Consider the following 13751-nt stretch of genomic DNA (forward strand, 5'->3'; position numbering starts at 1 on the left):
GGCTCCGTCGGGGCGTGTGGGTTGCAATGTAATCGGGTCGTCGCTTGCTTAGATACGGGCGTTTGGCCGCATATCAAGCGCAGGCATGGTCACTATTATTTCACGGAAGGCCATTGTCCGCCGCTGGCGCGCTCGATGCCAGCCAGGTCCTTGCGGCTTTGCACCTGGGCAAAACCGCGCTGGGCCAGCAGCGCGCGCACGTCTTCCGCCTGGTCCCAGCCATGCTCGATCAGCAGCCAGCCGCCTTCGCGCAGATAGCCGGGAGCGGTATCGACGATATGGCGGATGTCGTCCAGGCCATCGGCGCCGCTGGTCAGCGCCTGGCGGGGTTCATGGCGCAGCGCGGGCATGTGCGGGTCGTCGTCGCGGATGTAGGGCGGGTTGCTGACGATGGCATCAAACAGGCCCTGCAGGGCCGACAGCCAGTGGCTGTGCGCAAAGCGTACCGGCAGCTGCAGGCGCGCTGCATTGGCCTGGGCAACGGCCAGTGCATCGGTACTGGCATCCACGGCCCAGACTTCGGCTGCAGGCCGCGCATGCTGCAAGGCCAGCGCAATCGCTCCGCTGCCGGTGCCCAGGTCGGCCAGGCGCAGGGCCGGCTGGCCCGGAGTGGCATCGGGCAGCAGCTCCAGCGCCCAATCCACCAGGGTTTCGGTGTCGGGACGCGGGTCCAGCACGCGGGCGTCCACGGCCAGGTCCAGTCCGTAAAAGCCTTTGTGGCCCGTCAGATAGGCCACCGGCTCGCCATCGGCGCGGCGCTGCAGCCATTGCCGCCACTGCGCGGTCTGCGCGCTGCTCAGGCAGTCGCCATCATGGGTGATGAGCCAGGCGCGCGCATGGGTGGGCTGGCCGCAGAGGTGCAGCAGCAGCATCTGCGCGTCGATGCGGGCAATGCCCAGCGCAGCGGCTTGCGCCAGCGCCTGGGTGACCGTGATGGGGGTGTCGGGGGTGGGAGCATTCATGTCGCTGCGCGGTTCGCTATTGCTGCCGCTTATGGGTTGGCGGCCTGCACAAAGGGCCGCGATTGCAGGATCAGGACCTGGTCGCCAGCAACCGCCCATTCAATATCCTGGGTGCGGCCGCCAAACTGCTTTTCGATCGCAGCAGCGGCATCGGCCAGGCGTTTGACCAGCGCATCGCTCAGCACCTGGCGCTGCGCGACGGCCACTTCCTGCACGCCACCGCCGGGTGCTAGGCGCAGCTCGGTGTCCTCGGCCGAGCGGCTGAGGACCTGCACGGCCTTGCTGCGGCGCGCGTACAGCACCTGCTCTGCCACCCGCCGGCCTTCCACCACGCGAATGCCGATACCGCGCTTGGCGGCGATAAACACGCTGTGCGGGGTGTGGCCCAGCGGGTCGCGCGTGACCATCACGCCCGAGGCCTCGGAGTCCACCGCCTTTTGCACCAGCACGGCCATCGCAACGGCGTCCTGCGCAATGCCGGCGGCACGGCGCGCCTCCCAGGCCTCAAAGTTGAAGACCGAGGCCCAGACCTTGCGTACCGCATCCTGCAAGGCCGCTTCGCCCTTCACATTGGGCACGGTGGTGTAGAGGCCGGCACCGCTGAAACCGGGCAAATCTTCCGAGCTGGAGGAGCTGCGCACAAACACGCCAGCCTGCTGCAACTGGCTGGCCCAGCGCGCCTGCAGGCTCTGGGCAAAAGCGGCATCCAGCGGCATCTGCTCGATCTCGGCGCGCAGCGCTGCCAAGGCACTGCGGCGCTGGGCGGCATCGCTGTCAAAGCCTGGCTGCTGCTGCATGCGCGCCACTTTTTCCGCCAGGCCAAAACGCTGCATCGCGCTGGCATAGGCGCCAAAGGGCAGGCAAAAACCATCAGGCACCTGGACCCCGGCTATGCCCGCATGCCGCACCTCACCCAGGTTGGCGGCCTTGGCCCCGCACTGGCGCCGGTGGCTGGCGCGCAGCGCAGCCAGCGGCTGCAGCGCAGTGCTGCGCGTGTCGGTCTGGATGCTGGCGCCCGCCAGGCTGCGCTTGATGGCAGTGCGCTCCAGGGCCTGGCTGCGTTCGGCATCGGTGGCGGCACGCAGCTGGTAGTCCTTGGCGCTGACCGCCAAATGCACCCATTGGCCGTTGTAGGCGGCCAGCAGCTGGCTGGCATCGCGTACATAGGCATTGGGCACGCCCCAGCCCTTAGCCAGCAGGTTGACATGCGACACCAGGGTCGAGGGCTGCTCGGTCAGCACGCCTGCCACGGGCGGCAACGCGATGGGGACCTGGCGCAGCACCACGATGTCGCTGGGCTGCAGGTCCTGCACCTGGTCGATATCGTCCACCAGGCGCAAGCGGCCCACGGCCTGGCCGAGGTTCAAGGGGAAAAAGCGTTGCTGGCCGATCAGCGCGCTTTGCGTGACTGCGGGGATGCCTGCGGCGACCGCCACCTGCTCTTGCGCGCTGGCATTGGCCTTGAACTGCACGGCTGCAAAAAAGTGGTTGCGCAACTGGGCTTCGGTTTCGCGCAGCAAGCTGCCGGTCAGCTGGTCGCCTTCCCAGAATTCATAGACAAAGCCGCTAATCTGCGGCTGCCAGCTCAGGGTGCCCAGGATAAAGCGGCGCCCCGCGTCACGGTAGTTGCGGTTCAGCGCATCCTTGCCGCCGCGCAGCAGGCCTTGCTCGCGCAGAAAACGGTCGTGCAGCTGGTAACGCGGCGTGTTGATGAAGTAGAGCTTGGCAGCAGGCCGCGCCTGGCGGTCGACCACAAAGATCACATGGGGCTGGGCCAGCGGCGTGCCAGCGTTGTAGACGCGGGCCAGCTGGTCAAAGGCCGCTTGGCTCATCAGATCAGCGGCAAAGGGCTGGCTGCTGTGGTTGGCCATGGCCTGCGCAGGTGTGCTGCCTGGCCTGGCGATCAGCTCCTGCGGCGCACGGCCATCCTCATACATCGAGGGCTTGCGCGCCAGCTGCGCCGAGGCGCCGCTGGCGGCCAGCGACAGGGTGATGTATCCCGCCGCACGCCAGGCAGCGCGCAACGCAAAACCGGGGTGGTGGCTGGGCATCACAGGCCTTATTGGTTGACTTCCAGCTCGGCCAGCAATTCGGCCTCGCGTTCGGACTGCAGCGCTTCCAACAGCTCGCTGAGGTCGCCATCCATGATGAAGCTGAGCTTGTACAAGGTCAGGTTGATGCGGTGGTCGGTGACGCGGCCCTGCGGGAAATTGTAGGTGCGGATGCGGTCGCTGCGGTCGCCCGAGCCGATCAAGCCCTTGCGCATGGCGGCCTCTTTGGCGGCGCGTTCGCTGCGTTCCTTTTCCTGGATACGGGCCTGCAGCACCTGCAAGGCCTTGGCCTTGTTGCTGTGCTGGCTGCGGCCGTCCTGGCATTCGGCGACGATGCCGGTGGGCAAGTGGACGATGCGCACAGCAGAATCGGTCTTGTTGATGTGCTGGCCACCTGCGCCACTGGCGCGGAAGGTGTCGATGCGCAGATCAGCCGGGTTCAGCGTGATGGCCTGCTGTTCATCGGGCTCGGGCATCACCGCCACGGTGCAGGCGCTGGTGTGGATGCGGCCCTGGGTTTCGGTGGCGGGCACGCGCTGCACGCGGTGGCCGCCCGATTCAAAGCGCAGGGTGCCGTAGACGTTGTCGCCGCCATCGATGCGCAGCACCACTTCCTTGTAGCCCCCCAGCTCGGCCTCGTTGGCGCTCATGATCTCGACCCGCCAGCCCATGCGCTCGGCGTAGCGGGTGTACATGCGGGTGATGTCGCCGGCAAACAGCGCCGATTCATCACCACCGGTGCCGGCCCGCACTTCGACAAAGGCGGGGCGGGCATCGTCGGGGTCCTTGGGTAGCAGCATACGCTGCAGCTGCGCGGCCAGCTGCTCCAGCTCGGCCTCGCCGCTGCTGATCTCTTCGCGCGCCATGTCGGCCATGTCCGGGTCGGCCAGCATCTCCTTGGCGCCCTCGATATCGGATTCGATCTGCTGGTAGCGCGCATAGCGCTCGGCTACGGCGGCGACATCGGTGTGTTCGCGCGAGAGCTTGAGGAACTGCGGCATATTGGCCATGATGTCCTCGCGCGAGAGCAGAAAATTCAGCTCATTGAGGCGCTCGGCATAGCGTTCCAGCTGTTGGCGGAGAAAGTCTTTCATGGCGGTCTGGTAAGGCTGGGCCTGCGCCGGGGCTGCCGCAAATGCAGCGGTCAAACAGGCAGGCCGAGAAAAGGAGAGGGAGCGGGGAGCGAGCAGGGGCGGCTGGGCCGCGCAGCGTCGCTACAAACCCGATTGGTGGCCGTTGCCACCGCCGCGCTGGCTGCGCAGGAACAGGCGCGAGACCATGTCCGCGGTCTGGGCACGCGCCTGGGCATCGCCCGCGTGCAGCTCGGCCATGGTGCCGTGCAGAATCTTTTGCGACAGGCCGCGCGTCAGCGCATCGAGCACCGCGTCCATGTCTTCTCCCTTGGCCAGGCGTTTTTTGGCTCGTTCGATCTCCAGCGCACGCCAGACATCGGCCTGCGCATTGATCTGCTGGATCAAGGGCACGGCACCGCCTTCCGGAGCGCGCTGGTCCATCCAGTGCATGAAGCGCTGCACACCGGCATCGATGATGGTTTCGGCCTGCACGACGGCCGCCTGGCGCTGCTCCTGGCCGGCCTTGACCACATGGGCCAGGTCATCCACGGTGTAGAGGTAGACATCACCCAGGTTCTTGACCTCACCCTCGATATCGCGGGGAACGGCCAGGTCCACCATGAAGATCGGGCGGCGCTTGCGTTTTTTCAGCGCACTCTCGACGGCGCCCAGGCCGATGATCGGCAGGCTCGATGCGGTGCAGCTGATGATGGCGTCGTATTCGTGCAGGTGGTCGGGCAGATCGGCCAGGCGCATGGTGCTGGCGCCAAAGTGGCCCGCCAGCTTTTCGCCGCGCTCCAGGGTGCGGTTGGCCACCGTGATGTGGGCCGGCTGCTTGGCCGCGAAATGGGTGGCGCAGAGCTCGATCATCTCGCCAGCGCCAACAAACAGCACGCGGATCTTGGTCAGGTCTTCAAACAGCTGGCCGGCCAGGCGCACGGCGGCGGCGGCCATGCTGATGCTGTGCGCGCCAATTTCGGTGGCGCTGCGCACTTCCTTGGCGACGGCAAAGCTGCGCTGGAAAAGTTGGTTGAGCGTGGTGCCCAGCGAGCCGGCTTCTTCAGCGGCGCGCACGGCGTTCTTCATCTGGCCCAGAATCTGGGCCTCGCCCAGCACCATCGAATCCAGACCGCTGGCGACGCGAAAAGCGTGGCGGGCGGCCAGGTCGTTTTGCAGGGTGTAGGTGTAGTTTTTGAGCGCCTCGGCGGGCAGGTCGCCACTTTGGGCCAGCCAGCGCAGGGTGTGGTCAAGCGCCGGCTCTTGGGCGGCACAGTAGATCTCGGTGCGGTTGCAGGTGGACAGGATGGCCGTTTCCACACCGGCGTGGCTGTGCACACCCGAGATCGTGCTGCGCAAACTCTGCAAAGTTGGCGCAATCTTGTCGAGTGCAAATGCAAACCGGCCGCGAATGTCGACCGGTGCCGTCGTGTGGTTGATGCCCAGGGCCCAAACTGCCATGCCAGGGATTATAAAATCTCTGTAAATCCATTGCTTGTCGTATCAGTACCAGCTTGACTTATATCAACCTGTCCGCTCCATGCTTGCCACCACCAGCCTCTGGCATCTGCTGAACTTCTGTGCCCCGGCCGCCTTTTTGGCGCTGTTGCTGGTGCTCGCCCGCTGGTTGTTTGCACGCAAGGCCACGCCGCTGCTGCCCTGGTATGGCCAGCTGGCGCTGCATTTTCTGGTGGGCTGCGCTGCGCTCTTTGTCGCGCTGCTGTGGCAGGGCCGCGACGGCAGCCTGATGGGCTATGCGCTTTTGGTGATCGCACTGGCCAGCAGCCAATGGGTGGTGCTGGGTGGCTGGCGACGTTGATGCCGAGGTTCCGGTTATTTCTGCGACGCTAGCTATACGTTTCTTTACAATTCAGACATAATTGTGGGATGACCACCACAATGCCCTTGTCTGGCCACCGCTCCCGGTGGCTTTTCTGTATCTGCTGCCTCGTGGTGGGCGCGGCAGCTGCGGTGCTGGTCTGGGGCTCGCAGGCTCTGCTGTTTGCCGATACCAATGATTTCCAGCGCGTGGTGGGCCACCTCTACCTGACGCCCATGGGTGATGGCATCCACTGGGCACTGCCCGATCGGCCCTTTCGCACACCGGGCAATCCGGAGCTGGCCTCGCACATGTTCACTTTTGCCGGCTGGGTGCAGCGTTTTATGCCCGGGAATATGTTTGACCTCGCGCGCACGGCGCTGGCGGCCAAGCTGCTGCTGCTCGCCTATGCCGCTGTGCTGGCCTGGCAATGCGCGGCTGCGCTGCAGCGTGGCGCGCTGGGCTGGTCGGCCATGGTGCTGGCCTGGCTGGCCGTGTTCTTTATGGCGCACAACATCGGTATGGCCCAATCCTTTTATGCCGAATACGCCTGCCTGATTGCGCTGCCGCTGCTGCTGCTGGGCCTGCTGGCCTCGCGCCGGGCTGTACGGCTGGTCGGCCTGGGTCTGGGGGCGCTGGTCTGCGGCCTGGCCAAGGTGCAGTATTTCTATGTGCCGCTGCTGGCGCTGTTGTGCGTTTGGGCGGGCGCCCGCTGGCAGCGCATGCTGCCCGACAAGGGCCTGCTCAAGCTGCTGCTGGCGGTGCAGGTGCTGTGCCTGGTGCCCTTGCTGATCGGCAAAAATACGAGCCTCAATGCCTACCATGGCGTCTACCTGGGCTCGTACATGGTACTCACACCCGGGCAGCTCGATGGCCTGGGCGTGCCGGCCGAGCGCCGGGACTGCATTGGCGTCGATGCCTGGGGCAATGCGCTCTCGGGCCCGGGCGGCACCCAGGTGCAGCACACGGATCGAGATTGCTACCCTGTCACGCCCAAGCTGGGCAAGGGTGATGTGCTGCGGCCTTATCTGCACTACCCGCTCACCCTGTGGCGCCTGGCCCGCTTTGCGCTGCCCAGCCATTTCACGGTGCAGTACTTCCATGTGTTTCCCGGCAACTTCTACCTCCATCGCCACGACGGTGGTGCCCAACCGGTCACCGACCTGCTGCTGCGCATGAGCGCGCTGCGCGACCGCATCGTCACGCCGCTGGCGCCATTCTTCCTGCTGGGCGCACTGGCGCTGTTTGCGGCCAGCCGCAGCCGCCAGGCCGGCCGCTTGCAGCCCTTGGCGGTGGGCGGCTTGCTGCTGGCGCTCCTGGTGGTCTCGCAGGTCATCATCGTGCTGCTGGGCGAAGGCGTGCGCGACATGAGCAAGCACCTGTGGGCCGCGCAGCTGGCGCTGGACATGCTGGTGCTGCTGGTGGCAGTGCAAGGCCTGGGCTGGCTGTGGCTGTGGTGGCGGCGCAAGGCAGCGCCCGCTGGCGAGGCGGCGGCAGCTACCGCCTGACGGGTGCGGCGTCAATCCGAAAAAATGCGAGACAGACGCCGGTTGTAGAAGCGGGGTGTGCCGGTCATGATGGGTTTGCAGGCTGCGTTCGCACGGCCTGCCTCTCTACCGATAACAAACCCAAGGAGACAGACCATGAAGCACATCGCACACGCCTGCCTGGCCGCAATCGCCGGGCTGGCGTTCAGCGCCGCGGCCCAGGCGCAGCAGCCTTTTCCGAGCAAGCCGGTGCGGGTGGTCATCGGCTTTCCCGCAGGCGGCCCGCTGGACCAGCATGCCCGCCTGCTGACCGACAAGCTCCAGGGCGTGCTGGGCCAGCCCATCATCGTGGACTACAAGCCCGGTGCCGGTGGCGCGGTGGGCGCGCAGGATGTCATGAAAGCGCCGGCCGATGGCTATACCTTGATGCTGGCCAACACCGGGGTGATGGTGATCAACCCGGCGCTCTACCCCAAGCTGCCCTACAGCACCTTGCGCGATTTCACGCCGGTGGCGCGCACGGCGATGCAGCCCTTGGCCCTGCTGGTCAACAACAAGGTGCCAGCCAAGAACCTGCAGGAGTTCATCAGCTACGCCAAGGCCCACCCCGGCAAGGTCAACTTTGGCTCGGCGGGCAATGGCGGCATCAGCCACCTGGTGCCCGAGATGTTCAAAAACGCCACCGGGCTGGACCTGGTGCATATCCCCTACAAGGGCAGCGCGCCGGCCTTTACCGATCTGGTGGGCGGCCAGGTGCAGTTCATGGCAGAGAGCATTCCGCAGGCCGCTGCCTACCACAAGCAGGGCAAGGTGCGTGCGCTGGCCGTCACCAGCAAGGAGCGCAATCCCGCGCTGCCCGAGGTGCCGACGGCCATTGAAAGCGGGCTCAAGGGCTTTGAGGTCGTGGGCTTCTATGGCTTTCTTGCGCCAGCAGGTACGCCCAAAGCGGTGGTGGACCAGCTCAGCGCCGCCTTTGGCCAGGTGATGCAGATGCCCGATGTGCGCGGGCGCATGGTGGAGCAGGGCGCCGACCCGGCCTTTCTCGGTGCCGAGGCGTTCAGCCAGTTCCTGGCCAGCGAGATGCCGCGCTGGGCCGAGGCGGTGAAGGCCTCGGGCACCAAGATGGACTGAGGCGCATCGCGCACAAACAAAAGCCCAGCCATGCCGGGCTTTTGTCTGGCTGTCAGCCAAAGCGCGATGGGCGCGATGGAATTACAGCAGCGGACCATCCTGCGCCGGGCTGAACAGGTCCACCCGGTCGGTGATGATGCCATCAGTGCCCAGGTCGATCAGGCGCTGCGCGGCCCATTCGTCGTTGACCGTGTAGCTGCTGCAGTAGAGGCCTGCGGCATGGACCTTGGCCACTAGCGCGGCATCCCAGAGCGCATGGTTGAGCACCAGCGCCTGGCAGCCCAGCTCCAGCGCCAGCTGCAGCTCGGCGTCGCCGCTGCCATCGGCCAGCTTGTCGACCAGCAGGCCGCGTGGGATATGCGCTGCCACTTCGCGCGCGCCGCGCAGCGAATCGGCCTTGAACGAGGTGAAAAGCGGCGGCACCACGGTTTGCGGCCAGATGCGGTTCATCAGCGCACCGGCTGCACGGCCTGTTTCCAGCTCCTGGCCGGGCGTGGGCTTGATCTCGACGTTCAGGAAAAGGTGGTTGGCCAGGCACCAGCGGGCCAGCGCCTCCAGGGTGGGCAGGTTCTCGCCCGCATGGCTGCGCGAATGCCAGCTGCCGGCATCGAGCTGGGCGAGCTCACCCATGCTCAGGTCGCTGCCGGTGCCCTGGGCATTGGTGGTGCGTTTCAGGTCCGCATCGTGCATCAGAAACAGCACGCCATCGCGGCTGAGCTTGGCATCGCACTCGAACATGCGGTAGCCGTGCGCGGCGCCCAGGCGGAAGGCGCTCATGGTGTTCTCGGGTGCCAGTTTGCCTGCGCCGCGGTGGGCCACCCAGCGTGGATAGGGCCAGTTGCTAGAAAGCGTCATATCAATCTCGATGAGAAAAAAGAAAAGCGCCGCAAGTGCTGCACTTGGGCGCTGGTGTTCAAGCGTTCAGGTCAGGAGCCAAGGCGTGGCCGCTGTGCACATCGCCTTGCTGCGCTCAGATGCGCTTGCCGGTTTCTGCGTGGAACCAGTGCAGGCGGTCTTCGCGTGCGCTGATGCGCGCCACTTCACCGGGCTTGGGGAAGGGCGTGCCTTCTTCCACGCGCACGGTGACTTGCTCGCCGCCCACTTTGCCGTACAGCAGGCGCTCGGCGCCCAGCAGCTCCACGGTTTCGACCTGGAACTCCCAGCCACCCGAGGCCACCAGGTCGATGTGCTCGGGGCGGATACCCAGGATCTGACCGGCCTTGCCATTGGCAGAATTCTTCAGCAGGTTCATCGGCGGCGAGCCGATGAAGCCGGCGACAAAGGTCGATGCGGGCGTGTGGTAGACCTCTTCGGGCGTGCCGAACTGCTCTACATTGCCGCCGTTCATCACGATCATGCGCTGGGCCAGGGTCATCGCTTCGACCTGGTCGTGGGTCACGAACAGGCTGGTGATGCCCAGCTCGGCATGGAGCTTCTGGATTTCGATGCGGGTCTGGCCGCGCAGCTTGGCATCCAGGTTGGACAGCGGCTCGTCAAACAGGAAAACCTGGGGCTGGCGCACGATGGCGCGGCCCATGGCCACGCGCTGGCGCTGGCCGCCCGACAGCTGGCGCGGCTTGCGGTCCAGCAGGTGCGACAGCTCCAAAATCTTGGCAGCCTTGTCCACGCGGCGCTTGATCTCGTCCTCGGGCACCTTGGCGAGCTTCAGGCCATAGGCCATGTTCTCGTAGTTGCTCATGTGCGGGTAGAGCGCGTAGTTCTGGAACACCATGGCGATGTTGCGCTTGGCGGGCTCGAGGTTGTTGACGATCTTGTCGCCAATCATCAGGTCACCGCCGGTGATTTCTTCGAGGCCGGCAATCATGCGCAGCAGGGTCGACTTGCCGCAGCCCGAGGGGCCCACCAGAACGATGAATTCACCGTCCTTGATTTCGGCATTGACGCCATGGATCACGGGCACGGCCGATTTGCCGGTGCCGTAGCGTTTGACAATGTTCTTGAGAGAGATGGAAGCCATAAGAAGGTTTCGTTGTATCGGTCAAAGATGGTGGAGGGACAAGATGGCGAGGGGTTACTTTTCGGTATCCACCAGACCTTTGACAAACCACTTTTGCATCAGCATCACCACCAGGGTCGGTGGCAGCATAGCCAAGATGGCGGTGGCCATCACGATATTCCAGTCCACAGCGGCTTCGCCGCCTGCCAGCATGCGCTTGATACCGATCACCACGGGGTACATGTCTTCCGAGGTGGTCATCAGCAAGGGCCAGAGGTACTGGTTCCAGCCGTAGATGAACTGGATCACGAACAGGGCCGCAATCGAGGTGCGCGACAGCGGCACCAGGATGTCCTTGAAAAAGCGCATCGCGCCGGCGCCGTCGATGCGTGCGGCTTCCACCAACTCATCGGGCACCGTCAGGAAGAACTGGCGGAACAGGAAGGTGGCGGTGGCCGAGGCGATCAGCGGCAAGGTCAGACCGGCATAGCTGTTGAGCAGGCCCAGTTCCGCCACGACCTTGTAGGTGGGCAGAATCCGCACTTCAACGGGCAGCATCAGCGTGAGGAAAATTGCCCAGAAGCAGATCATCTTGAAGGGGAAGCGGAAGTAGACGATGGCAAAGGCCGACAGCAGCGAGATCGCGATCTTGCCGACGGTGATGATCATCGCCACCCAGAAGCTCACCCACATCATGTGCATGACATTGGTGTTGGAGCCCAGCTTGCCCGAGCCAAACAGCGCGGCCTGGTAGTTTTCCCAGAGGTGGGCGCCAGGCAGCAGCGGCATGGGAGACTGCACGATGGCATCGGCCGTGTGGGTCGATGCAATGAAAGCCAGGTACAGCGGGAAGGCCACAATCGCCACGCCGAGCACCAGCACGGCGTGCGAGAGGAAATTGAGCCAGGGATTGCGGTCAACCATGATCAGTACTGCACTTTCTTTTCAACATAGCGGAACTGCACCACGGTCAGCACGATGACGATCAGCATCAGCACGACGGACTGCGCTGCGGAGCCGCCCAGATCCAGCGCCTTGAAGCCGTCCTGGTAGACCTTGTAGACCAGGATCGAGGTCGATTGGCCGGGGCCGCCTTGCGTTGCCGCATCGATGATGCCGAAGGTGTCGAAGAACGCGTAGACGATGTTGATCACCAGCAGGAAGAAGGTGGTGGGCGAGAGCAGCGGCAGCTGGATGTTCCAGAAGCGGCGCCAGGGGCTGGCACCATCGATCGATGCCGCTTCGATCAGCGCCTTGGGGATGGACTGCAGGCCCGCCAGGAAGAACAGGAAGTTGTAGGAAATCTGCTTCCACACCGAGGCCATGACGATCAGCGCCATCGCCTGGTTGTCATTCATCATGTGGTTCCAGTTGTAGCCCAGCTTGCCCAGGTAATAGGTGACCACGCCGATGGATGGCGAGAACAGGAACACCCACAGCACGCCGGCAATGACGGGCGCAACAGCGTAGGGAACGATCAGCAAGGTCTTGTAGACCATCGCAAAGCGCACGATGCGGTCGGCAAAGATGGCCAGCACCAGCGAGATGGCAATGCCCGCGCCTGCGACCAGCACCGAGAACATGGCGGTGCGCTTGAAGGAATTCAGATAGGTGGGATCGGCGAACAGGTTGCGGAAGTTCTCCAGCCCCACCCATTCGGTGCTCATGCCGAAGGCGTCTTCCATCTGGAAGGACTGCAGCACAGCCTGGCCAGCGGGCCAGAAAAAGAAAATGCCAATGATCAGCAACTGCGGTGCAATCAACACCCAGGGCAGCCATTTAGAGCGGAAAAGTACGCGTTTTTCCATGATGGAGCTCAAAAACAAAAAAACCGCCGGGGCTGAGGACAGCCGCCGGGCGATGGCTCATCGACTGCGCCCGCCCCACGCGTGCAGGGTGGGCGCATGTGATGAAAGGATTAAGGCTTGTACGACTTTTCGAAGCGGGCCAGCAGTTCGTTGCCACGGCTCACGATGGAGTCCAGGGCTTCCTTGCCGGTCTTCTTGCCAGCCCAGACCTGTTCGAGTTCTTCGTCCTCGATGGTGCGGATCTGTACGTAGTTGCCCAGGCGGATACCACGCGAGTTGTCGGTGACCTTGCGGATCATCTGCGTCACGGCGGTGTCGGTGCCAGGGTTCTTTTGGTAGAAACCGGACTTTTCGGTCAGGTCATACGCGGCCATCGTCACAGGCAGGTAGCCGGTGCGCTGGTGCGAAGCGGCCTGCACCTTGGTTTGCGACAGGAATTCGAAGAACTTGGCCACGCCCTTGTACTCTTCGGATTTCTTGCCGGCCATCACCCACAGCGATGCGCCACCGATCACGGTGTTCTGAGGCGCGCCCTTGACGTCAGGGTAGTAAGGCAGGGGTGCCAGGCCGTAGGCGAACTTGGCGTTCTTGGCCACGTCGCCGTAGAAACCGGACGAGGTCTGGATCATCGCGCATTCACCGGCGGTGAACGAAGCCTGGGCGGTGGACGCACGGCCCTTGTAGACAAACTCACCGGCCTTGGCGGCAGCGGCCAGGTTGTCGATGTGCTTGACGTGCAGTGGCGAGTTGATCTTCAGGCGTGCCTTGTAGCCGTTGGCAGACAGGCCATTGTGCTCGGTCGCGAACTCGACGTTGTGCCAGGTGGAGAAGGACTCCAGCTGGGTCCAGCCTTGCCATGCCAGGGTCATCGGGCAGCTGTGGCCGCTTTCCTTGAGCTTCTTGGCCGCAGCGAACACTTCAGGCCAGGTGGTGGGCGCCTTTTCCGCGTCCAGACCGGCCTTCTTGAAGGCGTCCTTGTTGTAGTAGAAGATGGTCGTCGAGCTGTTGAACGGGAAGCTCAGCATCTGGCCGTTAGGCGCGGTGTAGTAACCGGCAACCGCTGGGATGTAGGCCTTGGGGTCGAAGGACACGCCGGCGTCCGACATCACCTTGCCCACGGGCACGGTAGCGCCCTTGGAGGCCATCATCGTGGCGGTGCCCACTTCAAACACTTGCAGAATGTGGGGCGCATTGCCCGAGCGGAAGGCCGCGATCGCTGCCGTCATCGACTCGTCGTACACACCCTTGAAGGTTGGCACAACCTTGTATTCCTTTTGGCTGTCGTTGAACTCCTTGGCCAGGTCGTTGACCCATTCGTTGTTCACGGCGGTCATGGAGTGCCACCATTGGATCTCGGTGACGGCATGGGCGGACAGGCTGGTAGTGGCTGCAATACCGGCAGCGATGACCAAACGCTTGAAGTGCATGAATGCTCCTAGGGGTTTATAAAACGCTCAAAAACGAAT

Annotated in this window: 12 protein-coding genes; 3 read left to right on the top strand and 9 right to left on the bottom strand. The window is 64.2% G+C overall.

What is annotated here, in order from left to right:
- Nucleotides 1-95 precede the first annotated feature (95 nt).
- From prmC to hemA, 4 genes are all read right to left on the bottom strand, one after another.
- Entirely contained in the window at nt 96-962 is an 867-nt protein-coding gene (gene prmC / locus WH265_RS16625; protein WP_339559011.1) for a peptide chain release factor N(5)-glutamine methyltransferase, read from the bottom strand.
- A 29-nt stretch (nt 963-991) separates the two neighbouring features.
- On the bottom strand, nt 992-3013 hold the full coding sequence (locus tag WH265_RS16630; RefSeq protein ID WP_339559012.1) for a PEP/pyruvate-binding domain-containing protein: 2022 nt from the start codon (nt 3011-3013) through the stop codon (nt 992-994).
- A gap of 8 nt (nt 3014-3021) precedes the next feature.
- Complete coding sequence (gene prfA / locus WH265_RS16635) at nt 3022-4107, bottom strand: peptide chain release factor 1 (protein WP_339559013.1); 1086 nt, start codon at nt 4105-4107, stop codon at nt 3022-3024.
- A 120-nt stretch (nt 4108-4227) separates the two neighbouring features.
- On the bottom strand, nt 4228-5544 hold the full coding sequence (gene hemA / locus WH265_RS16640; RefSeq protein ID WP_021027824.1) for a glutamyl-tRNA reductase: 1317 nt from the start codon (nt 5542-5544) through the stop codon (nt 4228-4230).
- Between the two features lie 79 nt (nt 5545-5623).
- On the opposite strand from hemA, the gene WH265_RS16645 reads away from it, so the two are divergent.
- The 3 genes from WH265_RS16645 (at nt 5624) to WH265_RS16655 (ending at nt 8520) form a co-directional block, all read left to right on the top strand.
- Nucleotides 5624-5902 (top strand): hypothetical protein, encoded by a 279-nt coding sequence (locus tag WH265_RS16645; protein ID WP_021027825.1) that lies wholly within the window; start codon nt 5624-5626, stop codon nt 5900-5902.
- A gap of 68 nt (nt 5903-5970) precedes the next feature.
- Entirely contained in the window at nt 5971-7410 is a 1440-nt protein-coding gene (locus tag WH265_RS16650; RefSeq protein ID WP_339559014.1) for a hypothetical protein, read from the top strand.
- A 135-nt stretch (nt 7411-7545) separates the two neighbouring features.
- A complete protein-coding gene (locus WH265_RS16655; RefSeq protein ID WP_339559015.1) occupies nt 7546-8520 on the top strand; it encodes a Bug family tripartite tricarboxylate transporter substrate binding protein in 975 nt (324 codons plus the stop codon).
- Between the two features lie 81 nt (nt 8521-8601).
- Here the strand turns inward: WH265_RS16655 and ugpQ are convergent, their stop codons facing one another.
- From ugpQ to ugpB, 5 genes are all read right to left on the bottom strand, one after another.
- Nucleotides 8602-9375 (bottom strand): glycerophosphodiester phosphodiesterase, encoded by a 774-nt coding sequence (ugpQ, locus tag WH265_RS16660; protein ID WP_027011100.1) that lies wholly within the window; start codon nt 9373-9375, stop codon nt 8602-8604.
- A 115-nt stretch (nt 9376-9490) separates the two neighbouring features.
- Nucleotides 9491-10498, bottom strand: a complete 1008-nt coding sequence (locus WH265_RS16665; RefSeq protein ID WP_021027829.1) for a sn-glycerol-3-phosphate import ATP-binding protein UgpC — start codon at nt 10496-10498, stop codon at nt 9491-9493.
- A gap of 54 nt (nt 10499-10552) precedes the next feature.
- Nucleotides 10553-11401, bottom strand: coding sequence for a sn-glycerol-3-phosphate ABC transporter permease UgpE (gene ugpE, locus WH265_RS16670; protein WP_021027830.1), 849 nt, complete (start codon nt 11399-11401; stop codon nt 10553-10555).
- Nucleotides 11402-11403: 2 nt separating this feature from the next.
- A complete protein-coding gene (gene ugpA, locus WH265_RS16675; protein ID WP_027011101.1) occupies nt 11404-12285 on the bottom strand; it encodes a sn-glycerol-3-phosphate ABC transporter permease UgpA in 882 nt (293 codons plus the stop codon).
- Between the two features lie 110 nt (nt 12286-12395).
- A complete protein-coding gene (gene ugpB / locus WH265_RS16680; RefSeq protein WP_133858713.1) occupies nt 12396-13712 on the bottom strand; it encodes a sn-glycerol-3-phosphate ABC transporter substrate-binding protein UgpB in 1317 nt (438 codons plus the stop codon).
- Nucleotides 13713-13751 lie beyond the last annotated feature (39 nt).

The sequence above is a fragment of the Comamonas sp. MYb396 genome, from assembly GCF_037479555.1.
Taxonomy (GTDB): domain Bacteria; phylum Pseudomonadota; class Gammaproteobacteria; order Burkholderiales; family Burkholderiaceae_C; genus Comamonas.

Coding starts and splice junctions, on each gene's coding strand:
- prmC (WP_339559011.1), bottom strand. CDS start 962: ATGAATGCTCCCACCCCCGACACCCCCATCACGGTCACCCAGGCGCTG.
- WH265_RS16630 (WP_339559012.1), bottom strand. CDS start 3,013: ATGCCCAGCCACCACCCCGGTTTTGCGTTGCGCGCTGCCTGGCGTGCG.
- prfA (WP_339559013.1), bottom strand. CDS start 4,107: ATGAAAGACTTTCTCCGCCAACAGCTGGAACGCTATGCCGAGCGCCTC.
- hemA (WP_021027824.1), bottom strand. CDS start 5,544: ATGGCAGTTTGGGCCCTGGGCATCAACCACACGACGGCACCGGTCGAC.
- WH265_RS16645 (WP_021027825.1), top strand. CDS start 5,624: ATGCTTGCCACCACCAGCCTCTGGCATCTGCTGAACTTCTGTGCCCCG.
- WH265_RS16650 (WP_339559014.1), top strand. CDS start 5,971: ATGACCACCACAATGCCCTTGTCTGGCCACCGCTCCCGGTGGCTTTTC.
- WH265_RS16655 (WP_339559015.1), top strand. CDS start 7,546: ATGAAGCACATCGCACACGCCTGCCTGGCCGCAATCGCCGGGCTGGCG.
- ugpQ (WP_027011100.1), bottom strand. CDS start 9,375: ATGACGCTTTCTAGCAACTGGCCCTATCCACGCTGGGTGGCCCACCGC.
- WH265_RS16665 (WP_021027829.1), bottom strand. CDS start 10,498: ATGGCTTCCATCTCTCTCAAGAACATTGTCAAACGCTACGGCACCGGC.
- ugpE (WP_021027830.1), bottom strand. CDS start 11,401: ATGGTTGACCGCAATCCCTGGCTCAATTTCCTCTCGCACGCCGTGCTG.
- ugpA (WP_027011101.1), bottom strand. CDS start 12,285: ATGGAAAAACGCGTACTTTTCCGCTCTAAATGGCTGCCCTGGGTGTTG.
- ugpB (WP_133858713.1), bottom strand. CDS start 13,712: ATGCACTTCAAGCGTTTGGTCATCGCTGCCGGTATTGCAGCCACTACC.